At 69.3% G+C, this 26,320-nt stretch carries 24 protein-coding genes and 3 tRNA genes; 11 read left to right on the forward strand and 16 right to left on the reverse strand.

Translation table 11 applies throughout. The annotated features are described in order from the left end of the window. Position 1: 1 nt before the first annotated feature. From ACWD4B_RS13740 to ACWD4B_RS13775, 8 genes are all read left to right on the forward strand, one after another. Positions 2 to 1,108 (forward strand): hypothetical protein, encoded by a 1,107-nt coding sequence (locus ACWD4B_RS13740; protein ID WP_451420922.1) that lies wholly within the window; start codon positions 2 to 4, stop codon positions 1,106 to 1,108. Next, on the forward strand, positions 1,105 to 2,214 hold the full coding sequence (locus tag ACWD4B_RS13745; protein ID WP_451420923.1) for a hypothetical protein: 1,110 nt from the start codon (positions 1,105 to 1,107) through the stop codon (positions 2,212 to 2,214). Before ACWD4B_RS13740 ends, ACWD4B_RS13745 begins: the two co-directional genes overlap by 4 nt. Beyond that, on the forward strand, positions 2,214 to 2,918 hold the full coding sequence (locus tag ACWD4B_RS13750; protein WP_451420924.1) for a hypothetical protein: 705 nt from the start codon (positions 2,214 to 2,216) through the stop codon (positions 2,916 to 2,918). The genes ACWD4B_RS13745 and ACWD4B_RS13750 overlap by 1 nt, the downstream gene beginning before the upstream one ends. Before the next feature lie 40 nt (positions 2,919 to 2,958). Beyond that, the gene (locus ACWD4B_RS13755) at positions 2,959 to 4,572 is read left to right on the forward strand and encodes a phage tail protein (protein WP_451420925.1); all 1,614 of its coding nucleotides are present in this window, start codon (positions 2,959 to 2,961) and stop codon (positions 4,570 to 4,572) included. Between the two features lie 33 nt (positions 4,573 to 4,605). Then, positions 4,606 to 4,914 carry a hypothetical protein gene (locus tag ACWD4B_RS13760; RefSeq protein ID WP_451420926.1) on the forward strand — a complete coding sequence of 103 codons (309 nt, stop codon included), beginning with the start codon at positions 4,606 to 4,608 and terminating at the stop codon, positions 4,912 to 4,914. A 78-nt stretch (positions 4,915 to 4,992) separates the two neighbouring features. Then, a complete protein-coding gene (locus ACWD4B_RS13765; protein WP_451420927.1) occupies positions 4,993 to 6,021 on the forward strand; it encodes a peptidoglycan-binding protein in 1,029 nt (342 codons plus the stop codon). Between the two features lie 31 nt (positions 6,022 to 6,052). Then, positions 6,053 to 6,322 carry a hypothetical protein gene (locus tag ACWD4B_RS13770; RefSeq protein ID WP_451420928.1) on the forward strand — a complete coding sequence of 90 codons (270 nt, stop codon included), beginning with the start codon at positions 6,053 to 6,055 and terminating at the stop codon, positions 6,320 to 6,322. Further along, positions 6,319 to 6,579, forward strand: a complete 261-nt coding sequence (locus ACWD4B_RS13775; RefSeq protein WP_451420929.1) for a hypothetical protein — start codon at positions 6,319 to 6,321, stop codon at positions 6,577 to 6,579. The genes ACWD4B_RS13770 and ACWD4B_RS13775 overlap by 4 nt, the downstream gene beginning before the upstream one ends. Positions 6,580 to 6,638: 59 nt before the next feature. On the opposite strand, the gene ACWD4B_RS13780 is transcribed toward ACWD4B_RS13775, so the two are convergent. The 10 genes from ACWD4B_RS13780 to ACWD4B_RS13825 form a co-directional block, all read right to left on the reverse strand. Next, on the reverse strand, positions 6,639 to 10,538 hold the full coding sequence (locus ACWD4B_RS13780) for a DNA-directed RNA polymerase subunit beta' (protein ID WP_451420930.1): 3,900 nt from the start codon (positions 10,536 to 10,538) through the stop codon (positions 6,639 to 6,641). A 124-nt stretch (positions 10,539 to 10,662) separates the two neighbouring features. Then, the gene (gene rpoB, locus ACWD4B_RS13785) at positions 10,663 to 14,145 is read right to left on the reverse strand and encodes a DNA-directed RNA polymerase subunit beta (RefSeq protein ID WP_451420931.1); all 3,483 of its coding nucleotides are present in this window, start codon (positions 14,143 to 14,145) and stop codon (positions 10,663 to 10,665) included. A 588-nt stretch (positions 14,146 to 14,733) separates the two neighbouring features. Then, positions 14,734 to 15,120 (reverse strand): 50S ribosomal protein L7/L12, encoded by a 387-nt coding sequence (rplL, locus tag ACWD4B_RS13790; RefSeq protein WP_229352338.1) that lies wholly within the window; start codon positions 15,118 to 15,120, stop codon positions 14,734 to 14,736. A 110-nt stretch (positions 15,121 to 15,230) separates the two neighbouring features. Then, complete coding sequence (gene rplJ, locus ACWD4B_RS13795) at positions 15,231 to 15,761, reverse strand: 50S ribosomal protein L10 (protein WP_336413076.1); 531 nt, start codon at positions 15,759 to 15,761, stop codon at positions 15,231 to 15,233. Between the two features lie 288 nt (positions 15,762 to 16,049). Further along, the gene (locus ACWD4B_RS13800) at positions 16,050 to 16,931 is read right to left on the reverse strand and encodes a hypothetical protein (protein ID WP_451420932.1); all 882 of its coding nucleotides are present in this window, start codon (positions 16,929 to 16,931) and stop codon (positions 16,050 to 16,052) included. Between the two features lie 160 nt (positions 16,932 to 17,091). Beyond that, on the reverse strand, positions 17,092 to 17,808 hold the full coding sequence (rplA, locus tag ACWD4B_RS13805; protein ID WP_451420933.1) for a 50S ribosomal protein L1: 717 nt from the start codon (positions 17,806 to 17,808) through the stop codon (positions 17,092 to 17,094). A gap of 102 nt (positions 17,809 to 17,910) precedes the next feature. Continuing rightward, a complete protein-coding gene (rplK, locus tag ACWD4B_RS13810; RefSeq protein ID WP_336413079.1) occupies positions 17,911 to 18,345 on the reverse strand; it encodes a 50S ribosomal protein L11 in 435 nt (144 codons plus the stop codon). A gap of 142 nt (positions 18,346 to 18,487) precedes the next feature. Continuing rightward, positions 18,488 to 19,381, reverse strand: a complete 894-nt coding sequence (gene nusG / locus ACWD4B_RS13815; RefSeq protein WP_451420934.1) for a transcription termination/antitermination protein NusG — start codon at positions 19,379 to 19,381, stop codon at positions 18,488 to 18,490. 78 nt (positions 19,382 to 19,459) lie between these two features. Next, positions 19,460 to 19,750: a preprotein translocase subunit SecE gene (secE, locus tag ACWD4B_RS13820; RefSeq protein ID WP_336413081.1), complete on the reverse strand. Its 291-nt coding sequence runs from the start codon at positions 19,748 to 19,750 to the stop codon at positions 19,460 to 19,462. A gap of 105 nt (positions 19,751 to 19,855) precedes the next feature. After that, a tRNA-Trp gene (locus ACWD4B_RS13825) sits at positions 19,856 to 19,928 on the reverse strand. A 241-nt stretch (positions 19,929 to 20,169) separates the two neighbouring features. Between ACWD4B_RS13825 and ACWD4B_RS13830 the strand changes: the two genes are divergently transcribed. Both ACWD4B_RS13830 and ACWD4B_RS13835 read left to right on the forward strand, forming a co-directional pair. Next, a complete protein-coding gene (locus ACWD4B_RS13830; protein WP_390780784.1) occupies positions 20,170 to 21,414 on the forward strand; it encodes a pyridoxal phosphate-dependent aminotransferase in 1,245 nt (414 codons plus the stop codon). A gap of 126 nt (positions 21,415 to 21,540) precedes the next feature. Continuing rightward, on the forward strand, positions 21,541 to 22,566 hold the full coding sequence (locus ACWD4B_RS13835) for an adenosine deaminase (RefSeq protein ID WP_451420935.1): 1,026 nt from the start codon (positions 21,541 to 21,543) through the stop codon (positions 22,564 to 22,566). 69 nt (positions 22,567 to 22,635) lie between these two features. On the opposite strand, the gene ACWD4B_RS13840 is transcribed toward ACWD4B_RS13835, so the two are convergent. From ACWD4B_RS13840 to ACWD4B_RS13865, 6 genes are all read right to left on the reverse strand, one after another. After that, positions 22,636 to 23,691, reverse strand: coding sequence for a UDP-N-acetylmuramate dehydrogenase (locus tag ACWD4B_RS13840; RefSeq protein WP_451420936.1), 1,056 nt, complete (start codon positions 23,689 to 23,691; stop codon positions 22,636 to 22,638). Between the two features lie 97 nt (positions 23,692 to 23,788). Beyond that, entirely contained in the window at positions 23,789 to 24,223 is a 435-nt protein-coding gene (locus tag ACWD4B_RS13845; RefSeq protein ID WP_336413085.1) for a MaoC family dehydratase, read from the reverse strand. Further along, positions 24,223 to 24,675 (reverse strand): FAS1-like dehydratase domain-containing protein, encoded by a 453-nt coding sequence (locus ACWD4B_RS13850; RefSeq protein WP_451420937.1) that lies wholly within the window; start codon positions 24,673 to 24,675, stop codon positions 24,223 to 24,225. Before ACWD4B_RS13850 ends, ACWD4B_RS13845 begins: the two co-directional genes overlap by 1 nt. 116 nt (positions 24,676 to 24,791) lie before the next feature. Continuing rightward, a complete protein-coding gene (gene rpmG, locus ACWD4B_RS13855) occupies positions 24,792 to 24,956 on the reverse strand; it encodes a 50S ribosomal protein L33 (protein ID WP_003956487.1) in 165 nt (54 codons plus the stop codon). A gap of 87 nt (positions 24,957 to 25,043) precedes the next feature. Next, positions 25,044 to 25,116, reverse strand: a tRNA-Met gene (locus ACWD4B_RS13860). A 51-nt stretch (positions 25,117 to 25,167) separates the two neighbouring features. Continuing rightward, a tRNA-Thr gene (locus ACWD4B_RS13865) sits at positions 25,168 to 25,240 on the reverse strand. A gap of 195 nt (positions 25,241 to 25,435) precedes the next feature. On the opposite strand from ACWD4B_RS13865, the gene ACWD4B_RS13870 reads away from it, so the two are divergent. Further along, the coding region (locus ACWD4B_RS13870) for a hydrolase (protein WP_451420938.1) at positions 25,436 to 26,320 on the forward strand (885 nt) is incomplete at its 3' end.

The following is a 26,320-nucleotide window of genomic DNA, read 5'->3' on the forward strand; positions in this document are numbered from 1 at the left end:
GATGAACAGCGTCCGCAGCGCATGGCTGCTCAACCGCACCGACGCAGGCGGCGGTCAGACCCGCGTCGACACCCGGCTCGCCCCGTTGGGCACCATGGCCCCGTCCGGCGTGCTGTCCTCGCGGGACGGCGTGATCCCCGGTTCCCAGTACGGCAAGTACGTCATGGACGGCCTGTACGTCTTCGGCGACCAGGCGGGCATGACCGGCAAGGTCTCGCCGGGCCGCGCCGTCGTCCAGAGCACCGAGCAGGCCGGCGCCTACCCGGTGACCGTCACCGACTACCTCCCCCTCGTCTTCACCGACGGCGACGCGAACAACCCGCGCATCGACCTCGTCGTCGTGCGCGTCTACGACGCCCAGCAGGACACCTCGAACCGCACCGAGGCCGTCATCGAGATCGTCCAGGGCGCTCCCGCCGCCACCCCGGCCGCGCCCTCGACGCCCGCCGGCGCGCTCACCCTGGCCGAAGTGACCGTCCCCGCCGGCGCCTCCGCCGGCAAGGGCGGCATCAACTGGGACACCGCCGTCCGCGACCGCCGCCGCGCCACCGTCTCCGTCGGCGGCATCATCCCGCGCGGCTGGGGCCTGAACTTCCCCGGCGCCTACCCCGGCCAGTACCGCGACACCGGTACGGGGCTGGAGCGCTGGGACGGTGCGCAGTGGAAGGCGTACCCGGAGCCGCGGCCGGGCTGGCAGGACTACACACCCGAGTGGGGTGCGGACAACGGGCCGAAGCCGGTTGTCGGGAACGGCGCACTGTACGGCCGGTATCTGCACGACGGCGCGATCGTCCACTTCAGCGCGACGCTGAAGATCGGTTCGAGTACGAAGTGGGTCGACACGAACGGCAACTGGTGGCTCTCCCTGCCGGTCCGCCCGACCGGCACCGCCATCAACGGCCACCTCCGGTCTCGCCTCAAGAACGGCTACTACACAGGAACTTGCTTCCTCGACGCCACCCGCCACGCGAACGGTGCCGCGTGCGGCTGGACGACGAACAAGCCGAACGGCGAGGTCGCCCCCGACTGGGCCGACGGCAACTACCCGGAGACCGCCGCCGACGGCCACTGGTACACCGTGTGGGGCAGCTACGAGGCCTCCCAGTGACCACGGCCGGCCGGCCCGCCTACCGTGCCCTGTTCTGCGACCTGCGCACCGACCAGGTCGTCGACAGCCTGCCGCTGACCGGCGTCGAGTTCGACGACTACATCGGCAAGGCCGGTTCGCTGCGCGCCACGGTCCCCCTCCCCGACCAGGCGCTCGCCCAGCGGGCCCGTACCGCGCTCCAGCCCGGCCGCACCGCGGTCTGGCTGGAGCGCGGCGGCGAGATCTGGTGGGGCGGCATCCTGTGGACGTGCACGCCGACCGGTGACGAGCAGGGCCGGATGACGGCCGAGATCCAGGCGGGCACTTTCGACTCGTACCTGGACCACCGGATCCTCTCCAGCAGCCTGGAGGGCACGAACGTCGACCAGTTCGACCTCGTCCGCAACGTCGTCGACCACATCCAGGCACAGCCCGGCGGCGATATCGGCATCGAGTACGGGCCTGACGTCTCGGGCGTCACCCGCAGCCAGAAATACGCCTACACGGACGTCGCCCGGGGCCGCGAGATCCTGGACGGCCTCGCCGCCCTGCAGTACGGCTTCGAGTGGCGGATCCACTGCTACCGCGACCCGGTCACCGCCCGGCGCGTCAAGCGGCTCCAGCTCGGCCACCCGCAGATCCACGTCGGTGCACAGGACATCGTGCTCGACCGCCCCGGGCCGCTGCTGTCCTACTCCCTGCCCAGCGACGCGACTCTGCAGGCCAACATCTGGGTCGCACGCGGGGATTCGGCCAACCGCAACCAGGCCGCGGACTCCGTCCCGACGATGTCCGAGCGGAAGGTGGCGATCGCCGACCTGGATGCCGGCTGGCCCCGGCTCGAAGGGACCTCCGACCACAGCTCCGTCAGCGACCGGGCCACTCTCAACAGCCTTGCCGACGCCGAACTCGGACGCTCCCGACGGCCCCAGCTCATCCCGGAGGCCACCATCCGGCTGGACGGGCGGATGACCCCGGCCCTCCTCGGCGCCACGGTCCGCCTGCGCATCACCGACCTGTGGCACCCGGAGGGACTCAGCGCCCGCTTCCGGGTGGTGGGCATGACCGTGTCGCCCCCGGAGCGTGCAAAGGCCGAGACCGCCAAGCTCTACCTGGAAGGAATCTGATGGCTGCCATACCTCTTGATCTCCTCGACCGCATCCGCGACCTGGAGCGTCAGGTGCGGGCCCTGATGGGCAGCGCCAACACCCGTCCGCGGATGGACGAGATCCAGGGCGGCCGGGTCGTCATCGGCGACGGCGGCTCGCTGACGGTGCGCACCCCCGAGGGCAAGGACCTCGCCTACGTCGGCCGTGTCCACCCCGACCGGCCGGGCGGCCAGTACCAGCAGGGTGTCGTCCTCCGGCGCGACGACGGTTCGCTGGCCTTCAGCGTGTGGACGGGCGACGCCGAGGACCTGCCCGTCCAGCCCATCCGGATGTGGGACCGCAACGGCAACATCATCTTCGCCGAGGACTCCAGGAACTTCGGCCTGGCCAAGCCGTTCATCCCGTATCCGCTGCCCACCCCCGAGAACACCGGCAAGTGGGAGTCCACCAGCTCCACCGGCTGGACGACCCTCTACAACGGCAACGCCATCGTCCAGCACCCCAAGCTCTACTGCCTGATCGCCGCGACGACAGGGGGCGAGGTCCGGCTGCTGGTCAACGACCGCCAGGTGGGCCCGACTTCGAAGAGCACGCTGGAGTTCACCGACCTCATCGGCGCGGACTACGACAGCCACATCACCTTCAAGGTCCAGGCCCGCGCCATCGGCAGCAACAGCACCGTGTGGTGCTCCCCGCGCGCCCTCTACGGCGTTCTTTCCTGACCCGCTCCCTCCTTCATCCGCACAACAGGAAGACACCACCGTGCTCCCCAGTGCCATTCCCACCGTCACCGTGACCGCCCGCTACCTCTCCCCGGACGGCAACGCCCTCACCGGCAGCGTCGTCTTCGAGCCGCCCCCGCTGCTGACCCACAGCGCGAGCGACGTCATGCTCGGCGGCCCCGTCACCGGCGTGCTCGACGCCGACGGGCGGATCTCCGTCACGCTGCCCGCCACGGACACGCCCGGCATGAACCCGCAGAACTGGGCGTACACCGTCACCGAGAAGCTGTCCGGGGTGCGGGGGCGTGCCCCGTACAAGATCCTGCTGCCGACCGCGCAGCCGAAGGCCGATCTCGCCGACATCGCACCCACCGACCCCGGCACGCCCGACTACGTCGCCGTGGCCGGCCTCCCGGGCCCGCCCGGACCGCCCGGACCGCCCGGCCCCGCCGGCCCCGTGCGCTCCGTCAACGGCCACACGGAGACCGACATCCGCCTCGGCGCCAAGGAGGTGGGCGCCCTCCCGGCCGACGGCGGCACGGTCGCCGGTCCACTGGCGGTGACCGGTACGTTCACCGCGCGCGGCGCCGACGTGCAGGACGCAACGGGCGCCACCCGCATCCGTATCGACCCGGCCGGCCGGCTCACGGCCACCGCCGACGCCCAGTTCACCGGCAACGTCCAGATCGGCGCCGCCGTCACCGACACCGCGGGCGGCCAGGCCGTCCTCGGCATCAAGAACGCCACCGCCGTACCGAACGGCAAGCCCACGGACGGCATCGTGCTCTACGCCAACGGCGGCACGCTGGCCTACCGCAAGCCCGACGGCACCACCGTCACCCTGGACGAGCGCACCGCAGGCGTGCGCTCGGTCAACACCCGCAGCGGCGACGTGCAGCTCACCGCCGCCGACGTGGGCGCGGAGCCCACCGGACGTGCCGTCCTGCTCGCCGGAGCACAGACCGTGGAGGGCGCCAAGACGTTCAGCGCCGTGCCTTCTGCGAAGGCCGACCCGACGGCGCCCGAGCACCTGGCTCGTAAGTCCTACGTGGACGGGGTGGCACGCACCAACGACTGGGCACCGGCCGACCTCGGACTCGTCGCCTGGACCTTCGATCCGGGTCTCGGTGACGGCAAGAGCCCCATCAACTCCGCCTCACCCGGCGACATTCCGGCGAGCGGGCGCATCTACTACAACGCCGTGATCGTACGGTCGCAGGTCACCGTCAAGGAGATCTGCACCCACACACTCGGCTACTCCGGCGCATCCGGTGGCATCGGCGCGGGCTCCTTCGCGGGCCTGTACGACGCCACGGGCAAGCGGATCGCCCAGACCGCCGATCTGAGCATGGTCTACCCGGAGGCTCACGACATCGGCGGCTCGACCTCGTTCCTGCCGCTGAGTGCACCTGCGGTGCTCCAGCCCGGCATCTACGTCATCGCCCTGCTGCTCAACTACACCAACTCTGCCAACGCGCCCCGGATCATGACCGGCAACGGCGGCTACGACGTCCCGGGCCGCTTCGGCCGCCCCGGCACAGTGCCCCGCACGGTCATGTCGCCCACGAAGGCCAACACCGCGCTGCCCACCGACGTCGACTGGGCCAACGGAACCATGGCCCTGGGCACCCGGTACTGGTTCGCGCTGGCCTGACACCAACGACCAACAGAGAAAGAGGAATCACCCATGACCACGCGCTCCATCGCCGCTGCCGACCTCAAGGCCATTGAGACGGTTTCCAAGTCCTTCCCCTTCACCTACGCGGTGACCCACGAGCCGTTCATCGTCGAAGTACCCGAGGGCGGGATCCTGCTCAGCGGCTGGGACCGGCTCATGGTGGACGGGTCCGAGTCCCTCCCCCTGTCCGGAGCTCCGACCCCGGATGGCCGCGGCTGGAAGGTACAGGTTCCCGTTGCCTGGGGCGAATACGAGGGGCGACCCGGCAAGTGGAAGGCCGAAGCGACCATCACCATCACCTACGCCCTCCCCGCCTGACCCCCACACCGCCCCCTTCGCCCCGCATCGCTCCCCGCGGTGCGGGGCGTCCGTATGCGCACCCCCTGGAGTGAACCCATGGCAACTCCCCTCTCCGCAGACCGCTTCGTCGCCGCCCTCCGCGCCGAAAGCGTCCAGGTAGTCGAAGTTGACGACTGGCGCGACCACAACCGCAACCACAAGGGCGCCTGGGGACCCGTCAACGGCGTGATCATCCATCACACCGTCACGTCCGGCACCGCCTCCTCCGTCGAGCTCTGCTATGACGGATACGACGAGCTCCCCGGCCCGCTCTGCCACGGCGTGATCGACAAGGACGGCGTCGTCCACCTCGTCGGCAACGGCCGCGCCAACCACGCCGGTACGGGCGACAGCGACGTACTCGGCGCGGTCGTCAACGAGTCCACGCTCCCCCGCCCCACCGCCAACGACACCGACGGCAACGCCCGGTTCTACGGCTTCGAGTGCATCAACCTCGGCGACGGCGACGACCCGTGGCCCGCCGCCCAGCTGGACGCCATCGAGCGGGTCTCCGCCGCGCTCTGCCGAGCACACGGCTGGGACGCAGGCTCCGTCATCGGCCACAAGGAGTGGACGAACACCAAGATCGACCCCGTCGGCTTCGCGATGTCCGACATGCGCGACCGCGTCGCGGCACGCCTCGGCGGCACTCCCTCCCCGCCCGGCGACAACTCCCGCCCGAACACCGCCACTTACACCGTCCAGCCCGGCGACACCCTCACCGCCATCGCCGAGTCCCACGCCACCACCGTCGACCGGCTCGTCTCCCTCAACGGTCTGGCCGACCCCAACGCCCTCCGCCCCGGCCAGGAACTCGACGTCCCCGCCGCCGGGAACGGCTACGAGCCCTTCCCCGGCGTCGACTTCTTCCGCAAGGCCCCGAACTCCCCCATCGTCACGGCGATGGGGCGCCGCCTCGTCGAAGAGGGCTGCTCCGCCTACTCCCAGGGGCCCGGCCCGCAGTGGACCGACGCCGACCGCCAGTCGTACAGCGCCTGGCAGCGCAAGCAGGGCTTCAGCGGCTCCGACGCCGACGGCCGACCTGGGCGCGTCACCTGGGACGCGCTGAAGGTCCCGCACTCCTGACCCCTGCCCCCTGACCCCGAAAGGCGATTCCATGACCGACGCCGCCAAGCGGACCCTCCGCACCCTCCTCCAGACCGCCGTCGGCCTCGCCGTCGCGCTTCCCGCGATCGTCGACGCCTCCGGCATCCCCGCCTCCCTCCCCTGGGTCGCCGGCGCCCTCGCCGTGGCCGGCGGACTCGCCCGCGTCATGGCGCTGCCCGCCGTCCAGACCCTGCTGCCCGGCTGGCTGCGCACCGAGCAGGCGGCCGAGCAGCCGACCGAGCGCCCGACCGGCCGGACCGACGACCGGGGCCGCGTATGACCGACAAGCCCACGTCCCCTTCCACCGTCGCCCTGGAGCTGGAGCGGCTGCGCGGCACCATGGAGGCCGGGTTCGCCCGCGTCGACGGGTCGCTCGCACTGCTCGTACAGCGCAGCGACCAGACCGACAAGCAACTGGCCGACCACGAAGCGCGGTTGGACGCGCTGGAGCGCAACCGCTGGCCGCTCGCCAGTGTCGGTGCGTTGACGGCGGTCGCGGGGGTCGCCATCTCCGTGTTCCAGCTGACCGCGCACTGAAACGCCGCAGGGCGGCCACCCCGTATCGGGGTGACCGCCCTGCGTGCGGATCAATCAACTCACTGGTTGTACGGACCGTAGTCGTAGTCCTCCAGCGGCACCGCCTGGCCCGAACCCGTGCCGAACGGCGAGTAGTCGATGTCGTCGTAGCCGACGGCCGAGTACATCGCGGCCTTGGCCTCCTCGGTCGGCTCGACCCGGATGTTGCGGTAGCGGGACAGACCCGTACCGGCCGGGATGAGCTTACCGATGATGACGTTCTCCTTGAGGCCGATGAGGCTGTCGGACTTGGCGTTGATCGCCGCATCCGTCAGGACTCGGGTCGTCTCCTGGAAGGAGGCGGCCGACAGCCAGGACTCCGTCGCCAGCGAGGCCTTGGTGATACCCATCAGCTGCGGACGGCCGGAGGCCGGGTGGCCGCCTTCCGTCACGACCCGACGGTTCTCGGACTCGAAGCGCGAGCGCTCCACGAGCTCGCCCGGCAGCAGCTCCGCGTCGCCGGACTCGATGATCGTCACGCGGCGCAGCATCTGCCGGATGATGATCTCGATGTGCTTGTCGTGGATCGACACACCCTGCGAGTTGTAGACCTTCTGGACCTCGCCGACCAGGTGGACCTGGACGGCGCGCTGGCCGAGGATGCGCAGGACGTCGTGCGGGTTGGTGGCACCCACGGTGAGCTTCTGGCCCACCTCGACGTGCTCGCCCTCGGTGACCAGCAGACGGGCACGCTTCGAGATCGCGAACGCGGTCTCGTCGGAGCCGTCGTCCGGAGTGACGACGATCTTCTTGGTCTTCTCGGTCTCCTCGATACGGACGCGGCCGGCCGCCTCCGAGATCGGGGCGACACCCTTGGGCGTACGGGCTTCGAAGAGCTCGACGACACGGGGCAGACCCTGGGTGATGTCGTCACCGGCCACACCACCGGTGTGGAAGGTACGCATCGTCAGCTGGGTACCGGGCTCACCGATGGACTGGGCGGCGATGATGCCGACCGCCTCACCGATGTCCACCAGCTTGCCGGTCGCCAGCGAGCGGCCGTAGCAGAAGGCACAGGTGCCGACCGCGGACTCACAGGTGAGGACCGAGCGGGTCTTGACCGTCTCGACGCCGTGGGCGACGAGCTGGTCGATGAGCACGTCACCGAGGTCGACGTTGGCCGGCGCGATGACCTTGCCGTCGACGACGACGTCCTCGGCCAGCATGCGGGCGTACACCGACGTCTCGACGTCCTCGGCCTTGCGCAGGACGCCGTCCTCGCCCTTGGAGGCGATCGCCAGCTTGAGGCCGCGCTCGGTGCCGCAGTCCTCCTCGCGGATGATCACGTCCTGCGAGACGTCCACGAGACGACGGGTCAGGTAACCCGAGTCGGCGGTACGGAGGGCGGTGTCGGCGAGACCCTTACGGGCACCGTGCGTGGCGATGAAGTACTCCAGCACGGAGAGACCCTCGCGGAACGACGCCTTAATGGGTCGCGGGATGGTCTCGTTCTTCGCGTTCGACACCAGACCACGCATACCGGCGATCTGCCGCATCTGCATCATGTTTCCTCGGGCACCCGAGTCAACCATCATGAAGATGGGGTTCGTCTTGGGGAAGTTCGCGTTCATCGCCTCGGCAACCTCGTTGGTCGCCTTGGTCCAGATCGCGATGAGCTCCTGCGTGCGCTCGTCCTTGGTGATCAGACCGCGCTCGTACTGCTTCTGGACCTTCTCGTCCTGGGCCTCGTAGCCCGCCACGATGGCGCGCTTGGCCTCGGGGACGATGATGTCCGAGAACGCGACGGTGACACCGGAACGGGTCGCCCAGTAGAAGCCGGACGCCTTCAGGTTGTCGAGCGTCGCCGCCACGATGACCTTGGGGTAGCGCTCGGCCAGGTCGTTGACGATCTCGGAGAGCTGCTTCTTGCCCACCGAGTAGTCGACGAACGGGTAGTCCTCGGGCAGCAGCTCGTTGAAGAGCGCGCGGCCCAGCGTGGTGCGCAGGCGGAACGAGTCGCCCTGCTGCCACTCCGGCTCGCCCTCCTCGGCGACCGGGGGAACCCAGCCGCGCGGCGGGACGGTGCCGATCGGGAAGCGGATGTCGACCTTCGCCTGGAGCGAGAGCTCACGGGCGTCGAACGCCATGATCGCCTCGGCGGCGGAGCCGAAGGACCGGCCCTCACCGATGACCTTGCGCTCTTCCTCGTCGGTGGTGAGGAAGAACAGACCGAGCACCATGTCCTGGGTCGGCATGGTGACCGGACGGCCGTCGGCCGGCTTGAGGATGTTGTTCGAGGACAGCATCAGGATGCGGGCCTCGGCCTGCGCCTCCGCGGAGAGCGGCAGGTGGACGGCCATCTGGTCACCGTCGAAGTCCGCGTTGAACGCGGTGCAGACGAGCGGGTGGATCTGGATGGCCTTGCCCTCGACCAGCTGCGGCTCGAAGGCCTGGATGCCGAGGCGGTGCAGGGTGGGTGCACGGTTCAGCAGCACCGGGTGCTCGGCGATGACCTCTTCGAGCACGTCGTACACGACCGTGCGGCCGCGCTCGACCATGCGCTTCGCCGACTTGATGTTCTGCGCGTGGTTGAGGTCCACCAGGCGCTTCATCACGAACGGCTTGAAGAGCTCCAGCGCCATGGCCTTGGGCAGACCGCACTGGTGCAGCTTGAGCTGCGGGCCGACGACGATGACGGAACGCGCCGAGTAGTCGACACGCTTGCCGAGCAGGTTCTGACGGAAGCGACCCTGCTTGCCCTTCAGCATGTCGCTGAGGGACTTCAGCGGACGGTTGCCGGGGCCCGTGACCGGGCGGCCGCGACGGCCGTTGTCGAAGAGGGCGTCGACCGCCTCCTGGAGCATCCGCTTCTCGTTGTTCACGATGATCTCGGGGGCACCGAGGTCGAGCAGACGCTTCAGACGGTTGTTGCGGTTGATGACACGGCGGTACAGGTCGTTCAGGTCGGAGGTCGCGAAGCGGCCACCGTCCAGCTGCACCATCGGACGCAGGTCCGGCGGGATCACCGGGATGCAGTCCAGCACCATGCCGGTGGGGCTGTTGCGGGTCTGCAGGAAGGCGGAGACGACCTTGAGGCGCTTGAGCGCACGGGTCTTCTTCTGGCCCTTGCCGGTACGGATGATCTCGCGGAGGCGCTCGGCCTCCTCGTCCAGGTCGAAGGACTCCAGGCGCTTCTGCAGCGCGGCGGCGCCCATCGCACCCATGAAGTAGGTGCCGAAGCGGTCGCGCAGCTCGCGGTAGAGCAGCTCGTCGCCCTCGAGGTCCTGGACCTTGAGGTTCTTGAAGCGGCTCCACACCTCGTCGAGGCGGTCGATCTCGCGCTGCGCACGGTCGCGCAGCTGCTTCATCTCACGCTCGGCGCCCTCGCGCACCTTGCGGCGCACGTCGGCCTTGGCACCCTCGGCCTCGAGCTCGGCCAGGTCGGACTCGAGCTTCTTGGCACGGGCCTCGAGGTCGGCGTCGCGGCGCTGCTCGATCTGCTGACGCTCGACGGAGACGTGGGCCTCCAGCGAGGGCAGGTCACGCGTGCGGCGCTCCTCGTCCACCCACGTGATCATGTAGGCGGCGAAGTAGATGACCTTCTCGAGGTCCTTCGGGGCCAGGTCCAGCAGGTAGCCCAGGCGCGACGGGACGCCCTTGAAGTACCAGATGTGGGTGACGGGGGCGGCGAGCTCGATGTGGCCCATCCGCTCACGGCGCACCTTGGCGCGAGTGACCTCGACGCCACAGCGCTCACAGATGATGCCCTTGAAGCGGACACGCTTGTACTTGCCGCAGTAGCACTCCCAGTCCCGGGTGGGGCCGAAGATCTTCTCGCAGAAGAGCCCGTCCTTTTCCGGCTTCAGGGTGCGGTAGTTGATGGTCTCCGGCTTCTTGACCTCGCCGTGGGACCAGGTTCGGATGTCGTCCGCGGTCGCCAGGCCGATCCGCAGCTCGTCGAAGAAGTTGACGTCGAGCACTTGTCGTCAATCCCTCTTTCAGGGTTCGTGCCCTCCCGCCGTGGCGGGATATGGGCTCTACATCAGTGGTCTGGGGGTCCGGGGACGACCGGGGCCTCTTGGTGGGAGGCCCCGGTCAGACCCGTCAGACCTCTTCGACGCTGCTCGGCTCGCGCCGGGACAGGTCGATACCGAGCTCCTCCGCAGCGCGGAAGACGTCCTCGTCGGTGTCGCGCATCTCGATGGACATGCCGTCCGAGGACAGCACCTCCACGTTGAGGCACAGAGACTGCATCTCCTTGATGAGCACCTTGAAGGACTCGGGGATGCCGGGCTCGGGGATGTTCTCGCCCTTGACGATCGCCTCGTAGACCTTCACACGGCCTGTGACGTCGTCGGACTTGATGGTCAGCAGCTCCTGGAGGGCGTATGCGGCGCCGTATGCCTCCAGCGCCCACACCTCCATCTCACCGAAGCGCTGGCCACCGAACTGAGCCTTACCACCCAGCGGCTGCTGGGTGATCATGGAGTACGGACCGGTCGAACGCGCGTGCAGCTTGTCGTCGACCAGGTGGTGCAGCTTGAGGATGTACATGTACCCGACCGAGATCGGGTCCGGGAACGGCTCGCCGGAGCGGCCGTCGAACATCCGGGCCTTGCCGGACGGGAGCACCAGACGCTCGCCGTCGCGGTTGGGGATCGTGGACTCGAAGAGACCGTCGATCTCGTCCTCGCGGGCGCCGTCGAAGACCGGGGTCGCGACGTTGGTGCCCGGCGCGACGTCGTCGGCGCCGATCGCCTGGAGCCGCTTCATCCAGTCCTCGTCGCCCTCGACCTTCCAGCCTCGGCTGGCGAGCCAGCCGAGGTGGATCTCGAGGACCTGTCCCGGGTTCATTCGGGACGGGACACCGAGCGGGTTGAGGATGATGTCGACCGGGGTGCCGTCCTCGAGGAAGGGCATGTCCTCGACCGGCAGGATCTTGGAGATGACACCCTTGTTGCCGTGGCGGCCGGCGAGCTTGTCACCATCGGTGATCTTGCGCTTCTGGGCCACGTAGACGCGGACCAGCTGGTTCACGCCCGGGGGCAGCTCGTCGCCCTCTTCGCGGTCGAAGACGCGGACGCCGATGACCTTGCCGATCTCGCCGTGCGGGACCTTGAGCGAGGTGTCACGGACCTCACGGGCCTTCTCACCGAAGATCGCGCGGAGCAGGCGCTCCTCCGGGGTCAGCTCGGTCTCGCCCTTCGGGGTGACCTTGCCGACCAGGATGTCGCCGGCCACGACCTCGGCACCGATGCGGATGATGCCGCGCTCGTCGAGGTCGGCGAGGACCTCCTCGGAGACGTTCGGGATGTCCCGGGTGATCTCCTCGGGGCCCAGCTTGGTGTCACGGGCGTCGACCTCGTGCTCCTCGATGTGGATCGAGGAGAGGACGTCGTCCTGGACGAGGCGCTGCGACAGGATGATCGCGTCCTCGTAGTTGTGGCCCTCCCACGGCATGAACGCCACGAGGAGGTTCTTGCCGAGGGCCATCTCGCCCTCGTCCGTGGACGGACCGTCGGCGAGCACCTGGCCGGCGACGACGCGGGCGCCCTCGTCGACGACGACCTTCTGGTTGAAGGAGGTGCCCTGGTTGGACCGGGAGAACTTGGCGACGCGGTACGTGTTGTACGTGCCGTCGTCGTTGGCCACCGTGACGTAGTCGGCGGAGACCTCCTGGACGACACCGTCCTTCTCGGCCTTGATGACGTCACCGGCGTCGACCGCGCAGCGGTACTCCATGCCGGTGCCGACGAGCGGGGCCTCGGCCTTGATCAGCGGCACGGCCTGGCGCATCATGTTCGATCCCATGAGCGCGCGGTTGGCGTCGTCGTGCTCGAGGAACGGAATCATGGCGGTCGCGACCGACACCATCTGGCGCGGCGAGACGTCCATGTAGTCGACCTCGGACGGGTCGACGTAGTCGACCTCGCCGCCACGGCGACGGACCAGGACGCGGGACTCGGCGTACCGCAGGTCCTCGGTGAGGGGGGCGTTCGCCTGGGCGATGACGAAGCGGTCTTCCTCGTCGGCCGTCAGGTAGTTCACCTCGTCGGTGACCTGGCCGTCGACGACCTTGCGGTACGGGGTCTCCACGAAGCCGAACGCGTTGACGCGGCCGTAGGAGGCGAGCGAGCCGATCAGACCGATGTTCGGGCCTTCGGGGGTCTCGATCGGGCACATGCGGCCGTAGTGCGACGGGTGAACGTCACGGACCTCGAAGCCGGCCCGCTCACGGGACAGACCACCCGGGCCCAGCGCCGACAGACGACGCTTGTGGGTCAGACCCGACAGCGGGTTGGTCTGGTCCATGAACTGGGACAGCTGGCTGGTGCCGAAGAACTCCTTGATGGAGGCGACGACCGGCCGGATGTTGATCAGGGTCTGCGGCGTGATCGCCTCGACGTCCTGGGTGGTCATCCGCTCGCGGACGACGCGCTCCATACGGGCCAGACCGGTGCGGACCTGGTTCTGGATGAGCTCGCCGACGTTGCGCAGACGACGGTTGCCGAAGTGGTCGATGTCGTCGACCTCGACGACGATCGAGGTGCCGTTCTCGCCGGCCGTCTCGACCTCGCCCGCGTGCAGCTTCACCAGGTACTTGATCGTCGCGATGACATCGTCGACGGTCAGCACACCGGCGTCGAGCGGGGCGTCCGCGCCCAGCTTCTTGTTGACCTTGTAGCGGCCGACCTTGGCCAGGTCGTAGCGCTTGGGGTTGAAGTAGAGGTTCTCGAGCAGCGTCTGCGCGGCCTCACGGGTCGGGGGCTCGCCCGGGCGCAGCTTGCGGTAGATGTCGAGCAGCGCGTCGTCCTGGCCCTGGGTGTGGTCCTTCTCCAGGGTGGCGCGAATGGACTCGTACTCGCCGAACTCCTCGAGGATCTGCTCGGTCGTCCAGCCGAGCGCCTTCAGGAGGACGGTGACGGACTGCTTGCGCTTGCGGTCGATGCGGACACCGACCATGTCGCGCTTGTCGACCTCCATCTCCAGCCAGGCACCCCGGGACGGGATGATCTTGGCGGTGAAGATGTCCTTGTCGGAGGTCTTGTCGATCGACGAGTCGAAGTAGACGCCCGGCGAGCGGACCAGCTGCGAGACCACGACACGCTCGGTGCCGTTGATGACGAAGGTGCCCTTGTTCGTCATGAGCGGGAAGTCGCCCATGAAGACCGTCTGGGACTTGATCTCGCCGGTCTCGTTGTTGGTGAACTCGGCCGTGACGAAGAGCGGGGCCGCGAACGTGAAGTCGCGGTCCTTGCACTCGTCGATGGAGTTCTTCGGGGGCTCGAAGCGGTGATCACGGAAGGTCAGCGACATCGACCCGCTGAAGTCCTCGATCGGGGAGATCTCCTCGAAGATCTCCTCCAGACCGGACTTGGTGGGGACGTCCTGACCACTGTCCAGCGCAGCCTCGACGCGAGCCTTCCAGGCGGCGTTGCCGAGCAGCCAGTCGAAGCTCTCGGTCTGCAGCGCAAGGAGGTTCGGAACCTCGAGGGGCTCCTTGATCTTCGCAAAGGAGATGCGCAGCGGGGCAGTGCTGGCGCCGGTGTTCGTATTGGCGGTCGAGGCGTTGCGCGAGGCGGCCAAGAGGGGGTCCTTCCGAGGGCTCGGACTCACTACGCGCGTACCGGTCCCACTACGTGCAGCACGGGGAGAAATCCCAGGTCAGAGGGTCTCTCTCAGCAATGCTCGGAAGTGGGCATGCCCCTGGTGACGGGCAGGGAGCAGCTAACAGGCAGCGCAAAGGGTCAGTGTAGCCACTTGGCCCACTGATGTCCAGAGCGGATTTCCGGAGACCGGTGCGATACCAATCTCTCCCTCCGGGATCCTGTTGTTCCTCGCCGTCCGCTGCGCCCGACCTGCGCCCGGCTCACGCCTGACGCGAGCCATGCGCCGGAAGCGCATGACGATACTTCCCTGCCCGCCCTCGATCCATGCCTCGGACGGAGGATCGATGTGGCGACGCGTCCTGAGAATTGCGCGCGGCGTGCCGTTCGTCAAGGCCCCCGGGCTCCCGGGCGCCCCCTCGAGCACCCCGGACAACGAAGATCACCATACTCGCACCCTCCGACAGTCACACGCATCCGTCCCGGGAACGCCCAAGGGCGACCACCCGCATGGGTGATCGCCCTTGAGTTGTCCGACCGGGGCCGCAGGGGCCCGGGCCGGCAGGTGTTACTTGACCTCGACGGAGGCGCCGGCGCCCTTGAGGGCCTCGGCGGCCTTCTCCGCGGCGTCCTTGGCGACCTTCTCGAGGACCGGCTTCGGGGTGCCGTCGACGAGGTCCTTGGCCTCCTTCAGACCCAGGGAGGTCAGCTCACGCACGACCTTGATGACCTGGATCTTCTTGTCACCGGCGGCGGTGAGGATGACGTCGAACTCGTCCTTCTCCTCGACCTCGGCGGCAGCGGCGCCACCAGCGGCACCGGCAACGACGACCGGCGCGGCGGCGGCGGCGGTGACGTCGAACTTCTCCTCGAAGGCGGAGACGAACTCGGCCAGCTCGATGAGGGTCATCTCCTCGAACTGCGCGAGCAGCTCGTCCTTGGTGAGCTTCGCCATGATGGCGGGTCCTTCCACTAAATCGGCAGGTGCCGGGATGTACATGTCGGCGGGCGGACGGCCCGCTGCGACCAGCGCCTCAGGCGGCGCTGATCAATGCGCGAGCCGAATTACTCGGCACCGCCCTGCTCGGCGAGCTTGGCGCGCAGCGCGTCCGCAGTGCGGACGAGCTTCGTCGGCAGCGCCTGGAAGAGCGAGGCAGCCTGGGACTGCTTGCCCTTCATGGCACCGGCCAGCTTGCTGAGCAGAACCTCGCGGGACTCGAGGTCCGCAAGCTTCTTGATCTCATCGGCGGACAGCGCCTTGCCATCAAGGACACCGCCCTTGATGATCAGGTTGGGGTTGTCCTTGGCGAAGTCACGGAGACCCTTCGCCGACTCCACCGGGTCACCGGTGACGAAGGCGACAGCCGTCGGACCAGCGAAAAGCTGGGCGTCGAGCTGGAACCCGGCCTCTTCGGCCGCGATCTTGGTCAGCGTGTTCTTCACCACGGCGTACTGCGCGTTCTCACCGAGCGAACGGCGCAGCGTCTTGAGCTGCGCCACGGTGAGACCGCGGTACTCGGTCAGCACAGCGGCGTTGGAGCTGCGGAACTTGTCCGTCAGCTCGGCAACCGCGGCGGCCTTGGCGGACGTCGCCATGAGCCTCGGCCTCCTTCCGGGTGATTCGGACCGCATAGGCGCGAGAAGGGACCTGAGGCAAAACGAAACGCCCCGGCGCAGGCGCTCGGGGCGTGACTCGACCACACGGACTTGCATCCGTACGGGAGTTGCAACCACAGTCACCTGCGCAGGTCGCCCGCAGCTAGCGGATCCTTCGGCCACTACACCTCCGGGACGGAGGCACAGTAACGACCAGCGGTCTTTGGCTTCCCGGACACGATAGGTGAGCGACCTGCGGTCAGGCAAATCGGCGCCGACCGGGCGGTTTCAGAGGGTCTTCGTGGCCTCGCCCAGGCCACCGGCCGGGCGGTCGCCCATGTCGGCCGTGTCGTCGGCGGCCGGGGCCTCGACGGAGACCGGCTTGTCGAAGTCCTTGAAGACCATCGTCATGTCGAGCGGGCCCTTGTCGGCCTGCCCGCGCTCGCGCATCTGCACCGGCCGGTTGTCCTTGTCGATCCACAGGTCGACGTCGAGCTTCTGCACGCCCTGCTGCCGGAGCTGCTCGACCGACTTGCGACGGCTCTCCTTGACCGCGTCGCTGCCGCCCTGGCCGGCTGCCTTGTCCATCTCGTCGACCGTGACGGAGCCCGCGTAGTGCGTGGCCCTAGTGCCGTTGACGGTCTCCTCGCCGACCTTCTTGATGTCCTTGGAGCCGGAGAGCAGGCCCGTCTGGGCGGACGGGTCCTGGTGGGCCGCGCCCATCCCGCCGAGGGCGTCCTTCATCTTGCCGTTCAGGGGCAGCTTCACCCAGTGCTTGCCGTCCAGGTGGCCGGCTATCTTCTCGCTGCCGCCCAGGTACATCGCGTCCCCGACGAGCTTGAGCGTGAACCTGCCGTCCTCCCCGCGGTCGGCGAGCTCCACGTTCATCTCCATGGCCTTCGGGTCCGTGGTCATGGCCAGCTCGGCCTTCATCCGCCCCGGAGCACCCGGCGCCGTGCCGCTCATCTCGACCCGCAGGGACTTCAGCTCCGCGGCCTTCTTCGCAGCGGTCTGCACGGCGTCCGCAGAGGCCCCGGAGGCGGCCTCCGAGGGGGCTGCGGCCGGCTTGGCGGTGCGCTTGCCGTCCGAGGACGAGCAGCCTGTGGCGGCGCCGCAGAGCAGCAGCCCGGCCGCCATGCCGGTGGTGACGCGGAGCGTACGGCGATTCATGAACACGACCCCCCAAAAAACGATGTTGTACGGACGATATCCCCGGGCACCGACAGCGCGGCAACCGGATATCCGGCTTCGTCGCACCACCCCCGGAAACGCGCCGGGCCCCGCACCCAGGAAGGGTGCGGGGCCCGGCGGAAGCCCGTTACAGGCGGTCTCAGACGGTCTCGTCCTCGGCCAGCAGGTTGCGGGTGCGGTTCGGGTCCAGGGCGATGCCCGAGCCCATCGTGGTGGCCAGGGTCGCCTTCTTGACGTAGCGGCCCTTGGCGGCCGACGGCTTCAGACGGAGGATCTCGTCCAGAGCCGCGGCGTAGTTCTCCACCAGCTTGGCGTCGTCGAACGAGACCTTGCCGATGATGAAGTGCAGGTTCGAGTGCTTGTCGACGCGGAACTCGATCTTGCCGCCCTTGATCTCCGTGACAGCCTTGGCGGTGTCCACGGTGACCGTGCCGGTCTTCGGGTTCGGCATCAGACCACGCGGACCGAGCACGCGGCCGAGGCGGCCGACCTTGCCCATGAGGTCCGGGGTGGCGACGACGGCGTCGAAGTCCAGACGGCCCTTCGCAACCTCGTCGATCAGCTCGTCGGCACCGACGATGTCGGCGCCCGCGGCACGCGCGGCCTCGGCACGGTCGCCGGTCGCGAAGACCAGGACCCGGGCGGTCTTACCGGTGCCGTGCGGAAGGTTCACGGTGCCACGGACCATCTGGTCGGCCTTGCGCGGGTCGACACCCAGGCGGAAGGCAACCTCGACGGTCGCGTCGAACTTGGCGGTGGAGGTCTCCTTGGCCAGACGGACGGCCTCGAGCGGGGCGTACAGACGCTCCGCATCGATCTTGGCGTCCGCAGCGCGGAGGTTCTTGCTGCGCTTCACTGCATCTCCTCAGTGGCTGTTACATGTGCGGCTTCCGCCGCGTGGGGAGTTCGTGGTACGGGCCGCGCCGGCCCTTCCACGGGTACTGCGAGGTGGTGGCCGTCAGCCCTCGACCGTGACGCCCATGGAACGCGCGGTGCCGGCGATGATCTTCGCGGCGGCGTCCAGGTCGTTGGCGTTCAGGTCGGGCATCTTGGTCGTGGCGATCTCGCGGACCTGCGCCTCGGTGATCTTGGCGACCTTGGTCTTGTGCGGCTCGCCGGAGCCCTTGTCCACGCCCGCGGCCTTGAGGATCAGCTTCGCGGCCGGCGGAGTCTTCGTGACGAAGGTGAAGGAACGGTCCTCGTAGACCGTGATCTCCACCGGCACGACCATGCCACGCTGCGACTCGGTCGCGGCGTTGTAGGCCTTGCAGAACTCCATGATGTTGACGCCGTGCTGACCCAGCGCGGGGCCGACCGGCGGAGCCGGGTTCGCGGCACCGGCGCTGATCTGGAGCTTGATAAGCCCCGTGACCTTCTTCTTCTTGGGAGGCATTGCTCTCTCCGGGTCCTAGTGAGAGTTTATTTGCCCGAGCACACTGCGCGCAGGCATACCGCACCACGATAACGGGTAACGTGGCCAGGCCAAAAACCGAGAGGCCAGACCGCATGGTCTGGCCTCTCGGAAGCGTTGGGGATCAGTTCTTCTGGATCTGGTCGAAGCTCAGCTCGACCGGGGTCTCGCGACCGAAGATCTCGACGAGGCCCTTGACCTTCTTCGAGTCGGCGTTGATCTCGTTGATCGTCGCCTGCAGCGTCGCGAACGGGCCGTCGGTGACGGTGACCGAGTCGCCCACCTCGAAGTCCAGCACCTGGACCTCGACCTTGCGGGACGGCACGGGCTTGCCCTCGGCCTCGGCGGCCTCGCGGGCGGCCTTCTCCTCCGCCTCCGGGGCGAGCATCTTGACGATCTCGTCCAGGGTCAGCGGGTACGGGTCGTAGGCGTTGCCGACGAAGCCGGTGACGCCCGGCGTGTTACGGACGACGCCCCACGACTCGTTCGTCAGGTCCATGCGCACCAGCACGTAGCCGGGGAGCTTGTTCTGGCGGACGGTGCGGCGGTCGCCGTTCTTGATCTGGACGACCTCTTCCTGCGGCACCTCGGCCTGGAAGATGTAGTCCTCGACGTTCAGCGAGACGGCGCGCTGCTCGAGGTTGGTCTTCACGCGGTTCTCGTAGCCCGCGTAGGTGTGGATGACGTACCACTCGCCGGGCAGGCCGCGCAGCTCCTCACGGAGGGCGGCGATCGGGTCGACCGGGGCGGTCTCCTCGACGGGCAGCTCGGCGGCGGCCTCGTCGGCAGCCTCCACGGCAGCGGCGTCCTCGTCGCTCTCGACGTGCAGGGCGGCCTGCTCGGCCGGCTCGCCGGCAGCGGCGTCCTCGGCGTCGAGCTCGTCGGCGCCGTCGGCGTTCTCGACGATCTCCTGCGCGGTGTCGTCGCCCTCGACCTCGGCCGAGACGGCCGCCGCGTCCACGTCGGCCTCGGCCTTCTCGACGGAGTCGACGGCGTCGTTCAGGTTCGGGTCAGACACGTGGCTGCTTCTTCCTGGCTTCAAGGGGTGGAACGTGCGAAGAGGCGAACCTCCCTGGAGGCCGCCTTACGCGCGGGCTCAGCCGAAGACGTACTTGACGGCCTGGTTGAACCCATAGTCAATCACGGTCACCAGTCCAATGACGATGACAACGAAGACGATCACTACGGTGGTGTACGTCGACAGCTGGCTCCTGGTGGGCCAGACGACCTTGCGGAGCTCCGCGACGACCTGGCGGTAGAACAGCGCGAGGCGGCCCAGAGGGCCCTTCTTCCCACGCTTACCGCCACGGCGGCCCTTCTTGGCGGACAGCTCGTCCTCAGGACGACCGCTCTCAGGTGTCGCGGTGGAGCCGAGGGCTTCCGTCACTACGTCCTCACCTGAATCCGGGTCGTGGCCGTGCCGCGCCCGGTCGAGCCGCACGGCGGTGCATCAGTACATCTGCACGCACGCACCTGGTGACGATGCGTGTAGCAGGGCCGAAGGGACTTGAACCCCCAACCGCTGGTTTTGGAGACCAGTGCTCTACCAATTGAGCTACGACCCTTTGTGGTTCCCCCAACCTACCGCATCCGCCCGGACGCACGGAGTGCGCGGACTGCAGTTGCCGGTGAGGGGCCAACGACGCATGAGTGTACGTGGTCCGGAGCCCAGCGTCGAACGGCTTGCGGTGCAGTGGGCCGGAATGGGCTCCTCCGTGGGCCCCCGGCGGGCCGTTGCGGCAACGTGAGTGACTGCTCTGCGAAACGTATGTGTCCGCCTCCTGCCGGGTCTGCGACGATGCCCCTATGAGCGCTGCGACTCCGCCCGTCCCCCCTGTCCAGTCCGCCACCGAGCGCCGGGTCTCCGCCCGCATCGGTTCGATCTCCGAGTCCGCCACCCTCGCCGTGGACGCCAAGGCCAAGGCCCTCAAGGCCGCCGGGCGCCCGGTGATCGGCTTCGGCGCCGGCGAGCCCGACTTCCCGACGCCCGGCTACATCGTCGAGGCCGCCGTGGAGGCCTGCCGCAACCCCAAGTACCACCGCTACACGCCCGCCGGCGGCCTCCCCGAGCTGAAGGCCGCGATCGCCGCGAAGACGCTGCGCGACTCCGGCTACGAGGTCGAGGCGTCGCAGGTGCTCGTCACCAACGGCGGCAAGCAGGCGATCTACGAGGCGTTCGCCGCGATCCTCGACCCGGGCGACGAGGTCATCGTCCCGGCCCCGTACTGGACCACGTACCCGGAGTCCATCCGCCTGGCCGGCGGCGTCCCGGTCCCGGTCGTCGCCGACGAGACCACCGGCTACCGCGTCTCCGTGGAGCAGCTGGAGGCCGCGCGCACCGAGCGCACCAAGGTGCTGCTCTTCGTCTCGCCGTCGAACCCGACCGGTGCGGTCTACAGCCGCGAGCAGATCGAGGCCGTCGGCCGCTGGGCCGCCGAGCACGGCCTGTGGGTGCTGACGGACGAGATCTACGAGCACCTGGTCTACGGCGACGCCGAGTTCCACTCGCTGCCGGTCGTCGTGCCCGAGCTGCGCGACAAGTGCATCGTCGTCAACGGTGTCGCCAAGACGTACGCGATGACCGGCTGGCGCGTCGGGTGGGTCGTCGGCCCGCAGGACGTGATCAAGGCCGCGACCAACCTGCAGTCGCACGCCACGTCCAACGTGAGCAACGTCGCACAGATCGCGGCCCTGGCCGCCGTCTCCGGCGACCTGGAGGCCGTCGAGGAGATGAAGGTCGCCTTCGACCGCCGCCGCCGCAAGATCGTGCAGATGCTCAACGAGATCGACGGCGTCGTCTGCCCCGAGCCCGAGGGCGCGTTCTACGCGTACCCGTCCGTCAAGGGCCTCCTCGGCAAGGAGATCCGCGGCAAGCGGCCCGCCACGTCCGTGGAGCTGGCCGCGCTGATCCTGGACGAGGCCGAGGTCGCGGTCGTCCCGGGCGAGGCCTTCGGCACGCCGGGCTACCTGCGGCTGTCGTACGCCCTGGGCGACGAGGACCTCGTCGAGGGCGTCTCGCGGCTCCAGAAGCTCCTGGCCGAGGCCAAGTAGCCTGCGGCCCGCCCGCGCCCCGGTACGGGGCGCGGGCCCCAGGAAACGTTTTCGGACCGCTCCCCGATCAGGGCGATCGGGAAAAGCGCCTTCCCGTAGGCCGCCCTCCTGCGGCAGGATCGGCCAATGGAACACGTTCGTGACCTCCGCCGGCTGCCGAAGGCCCACCTGCACCTGCACTTCACCGGGTCCATGCGCCCCTCGACCCTGCTGGAGCTGGCCGACAAGTACGGCGTGCACCTGCCCGAGGCGCTGAGCAGCGGGGAGCCGCCGAGGCTGCGGGCCACGGACGAACGCGGCTGGTTCCGCTTCCAGCGGCTGTACGACATCGCGCGGTCGTGCCTGCGCTCCCCCGAGGACATCCGGAGGCTGGTGCGGGAGGCCGCCGAGGAGGACGTCCGGGACGGCTCCGGGTGGCTGGAGATCCAGGTCGACCCCACCTCGTACGCGCCCCGGCTGGGCGGGCTGATCCCCGCGCTGGAGATCATCCTGGACGCGGTGGACACCGCGTCGCGGGAGACGGGCCTGGGGATACGGGTGCTCGTCGCCGCGAACCGGATGAAGCACCCGCTGGACGCCCGCACCCTCGCCCGGCTCGCCGTGCGGTACGCGGACCGGGGCGTGGTCGGCTTCGGGCTCTCCAACGACGAGCGGCGCGGGCTCGCCCGCGACTTCGACCGCGCCTTCGAGATCGCCCGCGAGGGCGGCCTGCTGGCCGCCCCGCACGGCGGCGAGCTGGCCGGGCCGGGCAGTGTGCGCGACTGCCTGGACGACCTGCACGCGGGCCGTGTGGGCCACGGCGTGCGGGCCGCCGAGGACCCGAGGCTGCTGCGCAAGCTCGCCCAGCGCGGCGTGACGTGCGAGGTGTGCCCGGCGTCGAACGTCGCCCTCGGCGTCTACGAGAAGCCCGCCGACGTCCCGCTGCGCACGCTGTACGAGGCCGGGGTGCCGATAGCGCTGGGCGCGGACGACCCACTGCTCTTCGGCTCGCGGCTTGCCGCCCAGTACGAGCTGGTGCGGGAGCACCACGGCTTCACGGACGAGGAGCTGGCCGAACTGGCCCGCCAGTCGATCCGGGCCTCCAGGGCACCGGAGGACGTGCGCGGGCGACTGCTGGCGGGCGTGGACGACTGGCTGGGCAGCGCCCCGTAAGGGGCGCGGGGAACTGCGCGACCAGCCCCCACCGGCCCGCAGTGGCAAGGCCCCCCGCTTCCAGCGGAGCTACAGGCTGACGCCGACGGTGACCGGCTCGTTGACCAGGGTCACCCCGAAGGCCGCGTGGACGCCGTCGCGCACCTCGCGGGCGAGGGCGAGGAGCTCCTCGGTGGTCGCGCCGCCGCGGTTGGTGAGGGCGAGCGTGTGCTTGGTCGAGATGCGGGCCGCGCCGGTCCCGTAGCCCTTGGTGAAGCCGGCCCGGTCGATCAGCCAGGCGGCCGAGGTCTTGAACATGCCGTCGCCCGCGGGGAACGCGGGCGGCGTGACGTCCGGGCCGAGCCGCTCGGTCACGCGGGCCAGGAAGGCCTCGTGCTCCGCCTCCGTGAGGACGGGGTTGGTGAAGAACGAACCGGCCGACCAGGTGTCGTGGTCCTCGGGGTCGAGGACCATGCCCTTGCCGGAGCGCAGCTTGAGCACCGTCTCGCGGGCGACCGCGGCGGGGACCCGGTCGCCCGCCTCGACGCCGAGGACGCGGGCCGTCTCCGGGTACTTGATCGGTGCCGACAGCCCGCCCGCGTCCTCCAGCTCGAAGCGGACGCGCAGCACGACGTACCGGTCCGGCTCCTGCTTGAAGCGGCTGTGCCGGTACGAGAAGCCGCACTCGGCGTTGGGGAGGGTGACGACCTCGCCGGAGCGGCGGTCGTAGGCGACGACCTCGGTGATCGTCGCGGAGACGTCCTGCCCGTAGGCGCCGACGTTCTGGATCGGGGTGGCGCCCGCGGAGCCCGGGATGCCGGCCAGGCACTCGATGCCCGCCAGGCCGGCCTCGACGGTGCGGGCGACGGCGTCGGACCAGTTCTCGCCGGCGGCGAGCTCCAGCGACGTGCCGTCGAGCGCGAAGCCCTCGGTGGCGATGCGCAGGGCGGTGCCGTCGAAGCCCTTGTCGGAGATGACGAGGTTGCTGCCGCCGCCGATGATCAGCAGCGGGGTGCCGCTCGCGTCGGCCTCGCAGACGGCCGCGATCACCTCGTCGTCGGTGACGGCCGTGACGAGGCGGGCGGCGGGCCCGCCGAGCCGGAAGGTGGTCAGGGGCGCGAGGGGGGCATCGTGGTTTTCCTGCACGCGCACAAGAGTACGGGTCCGGGCCGGACCGTCAGGGGGAACGGTAAGGGGCGCCCGCAATTGCGAGCGCCCCTTACCGTGCATCTTCGTCCCCGCCTCAGGCGAGCTTGACGACCGCCCGCGACATGCCCAGGACCTTCTGGTCGGCACACCGCACCACCAGGTCGACGCGGACCGTGCGGGCCTCGTCGTCGAGCTTGGCCGCGACCTTGGCACTGACCTCGAGGAGCGCGCCCTTGTCGTCGTTCGGCACCACGACCGGCTTGGTGAACCGCACGCCGTAGTCGACGACGGCCGCCGGGTCGCCGGCCCAGTCGGTCACCACGCGGATCGCCTCGGCCATGGTGAACATGCCGTGCGCGATGACGTCCGGGAGCCCGACCTCCTTGGCGAACTTCTCGTTCCAGTGGATCGGGTTGAAGTCGCCGGACGCACCCGCGTAGCGGACCAGGGTCTCGCGCGCGACGGGGAAGGTCTGCGACGGCAGCTCCGTACCGACCTCGACGTCGGCGTACGCGATCTCGGCAGCCATCACGCCTCCTCGGCGGCGCGCGCCACCAGCTTGGTCTCCGCGGTCACCACGTGCTCACCGTTCTCGTCGTGGACGTCACCACGGATCGTCAGCACGTCGTTGCCCGCGAGGGACTTGATCGACTCGATGGTGGAGACGACCGTCAGCCGGTCGCCCGCGCACACCGGGCGGCTGTAGGCGAACTTCTGGTCGCCGTGCACCACGCGGCTGTAGTCCAGCCCGAGCTGCGGGTCCTCGATGACCTGTCCGGCGGCCTTGTATGTGATGGCAAACACAAAGGTCGGCGGGGCGATCACATCGCGGTGACCGAGCGCCCGGGCGGCCTCGGGGTCGGTGTACGCCGGGTTGGCGTCGCCGATGGCCTCGGCGAATTCGCGGATCTTCTCCCGCCCGACCTCGTACGGGTCGGTGGCCGGATAGGTCCGTCCGACGAAGGACTGGTCGAGCGGCATCGCTCGGCACCTCCTGGACTGGGTGAGTTCGGTACGCCATGGATACACGCCCATGGATACGCCATGAGGCCGCCCCCATCAGGATGGGGACGGCCTCATGTAAACGACGTATGCGTTTAGCGGGTCTCGCGGTGCGCCGTGTGGCTGTTGCAACGCGGGCAGTGCTTCTTCATCTCAAGACGGTCCGGGTTGTTGCGCCGGTTCTTCTTGGTGATGTAGTTCCGCTCCTTGCACTCCACGCAGGCCAGCGTGATCTTCGGGCGGACGTCGGTGGCAGCCACGTGAGTGCTCCTTGACGGATATGGACGGATTTAACGCAGACAAGAGTAGCCGATCCGAGGACCGACCCCGCAATCGGCTACTGTGTGTAGCGGTGACCGGACTTGAACCGGTGACACAGCGATTATGAGCCGCTTGCTCTACCGACTGAGCTACACCGCTGAGATGCGGGAGGGATTCCCCGTCCGAAGACGGGGAAACCTCTCACACCAGAGCCCCAAAACGGAATCGAACCGTTGACCTTCTCCTTACCATGGAGACGCTCTGCCGACTGAGCTATTGGGGCGAGCGAGGAAGACATTACACGGTCTGCCGCCGAAGGTGAAATCCGTATCGGGCCACCCCCGCGGCTCCCGTCCCGGCGCGACGCGCGGGCCACACCGGTACGACTATTCGGCGCCTGCTCGAAGCGGCTGCACAGGCGTCCTACGCTCGGACCACGCTGCGTGATCATGCATGCCCCGGCCCCCGGAGGAGCGCGATGCCCGACAGTCAGCCGCAGCCCGCCAGAAACCCCGACGGCGACGCCAGCAGGCCGCCCGGCGGCCTGCCCGTGCCGCTGTCCGCCGGCGACGGTGCGCTGCTGCTCTGCGGTGCACGGCTGGCCGACGGCCGCATCGTGGACGTGCGGCTGAGCGGCGGGCGCATCGAGGCCGTGGGCACGGCGGGCAGCCTCGCGCCCGGCCCCCGCGTCGACCTGGGCGGCTACCTGCTGCTGCCCGCCCCCGCCGAGCCGCACGCCCACTGCGACACCGCGCTGACGGCCGACATCGGCGGCCCCGTCCCGTACTCCGCCGAGGACGTCCAGCGCCGCACCACGGAGGCCGCCCTGCTGCAACTCGGCCACGGCGCAACGGCGGTGCGCACCCACGTCCGCATCGGCGACGTCCAGGGCCTGCGCCCGCTGGAGGGGGTGCTCCAGGCGCGCCGGGCGCTGCGCGGGCTCACGGAGCTGTCCGCCGTGGCCGTGCCCCGGCTGCTGACGGGCGTGGCGGGCGCCGACGGGCTGGCCATGCTGCGGGACGCGGTGAAGATGGGCGCCACGGCCGTCGGCGGCTGCCCCGACCTCGACCCCGACCCCACCGGCTACGCCGAGGCCGTGCTGGACGTCGCCGCCGAGTACGGCTGCGCCGTCGACCTGCACACCGACGGCGAGGACCCCGTCCGCCTGGGCCGGCTGGCCGCCATGGCGGGCAGGCTGCGCCCCGGCGTCGCCCTCGGCCCCTGCGGCGGCCTGGGCCGGCTGCCGTACGACCAGGCCGCCCGGGCGGCCGAGCAACTCGCCGCCGCCGGCAAGGAGGGCGAGAAACTCACCGTGCAGATGGACTGCCCCACCGAAGCACCCGCCCCCACCCCGACCCACACC

The organism is Streptomyces sp. NPDC002536, from assembly GCF_053594995.1.

What these genes read in the sequence shown, in the direction of transcription:
- ACWD4B_RS13740 (WP_451420922.1), top strand. Translation starts at nt 2, where the DNA reads ATGAACAGCGTCCGCAGCGCATGGCTGCTCAACCGCACCGACGCAGGC.
- ACWD4B_RS13750 (WP_451420924.1), top strand. Translation starts at nt 2,214, where the DNA reads ATGGCTGCCATACCTCTTGATCTCCTCGACCGCATCCGCGACCTGGAG.
- ACWD4B_RS13760 (WP_451420926.1), top strand. Translation starts at nt 4,606, where the DNA reads ATGACCACGCGCTCCATCGCCGCTGCCGACCTCAAGGCCATTGAGACG.
- ACWD4B_RS13765 (WP_451420927.1), top strand. Translation starts at nt 4,993, where the DNA reads ATGGCAACTCCCCTCTCCGCAGACCGCTTCGTCGCCGCCCTCCGCGCC.
- ACWD4B_RS13770 (WP_451420928.1), top strand. Translation starts at nt 6,053, where the DNA reads ATGACCGACGCCGCCAAGCGGACCCTCCGCACCCTCCTCCAGACCGCC.
- ACWD4B_RS13775 (WP_451420929.1), top strand. Translation starts at nt 6,319, where the DNA reads ATGACCGACAAGCCCACGTCCCCTTCCACCGTCGCCCTGGAGCTGGAG.
- rplL (WP_229352338.1), bottom strand. Translation starts at nt 15,120, where the DNA reads ATGGCGAAGCTCACCAAGGACGAGCTGCTCGCGCAGTTCGAGGAGATG.
- rplJ (WP_336413076.1), bottom strand. Translation starts at nt 15,761, where the DNA reads ATGGCGACGTCCGCCAAGGCCGCCGCGGTTGCCGAGCTGACGGACAAG.
- ACWD4B_RS13800 (WP_451420932.1), bottom strand. Translation starts at nt 16,931, where the DNA reads ATGAATCGCCGTACGCTCCGCGTCACCACCGGCATGGCGGCCGGGCTG.
- rplK (WP_336413079.1), bottom strand. Translation starts at nt 18,345, where the DNA reads ATGCCTCCCAAGAAGAAGAAGGTCACGGGGCTTATCAAGCTCCAGATC.
- ACWD4B_RS13830 (WP_390780784.1), top strand. Translation starts at nt 20,170, where the DNA reads ATGAGCGCTGCGACTCCGCCCGTCCCCCCTGTCCAGTCCGCCACCGAG.
- ACWD4B_RS13835 (WP_451420935.1), top strand. Translation starts at nt 21,541, where the DNA reads ATGGAACACGTTCGTGACCTCCGCCGGCTGCCGAAGGCCCACCTGCAC.
- ACWD4B_RS13845 (WP_336413085.1), bottom strand. Translation starts at nt 24,223, where the DNA reads ATGGCTGCCGAGATCGCGTACGCCGACGTCGAGGTCGGTACGGAGCTG.
- ACWD4B_RS13850 (WP_451420937.1), bottom strand. Translation starts at nt 24,675, where the DNA reads ATGCCGCTCGACCAGTCCTTCGTCGGACGGACCTATCCGGCCACCGAC.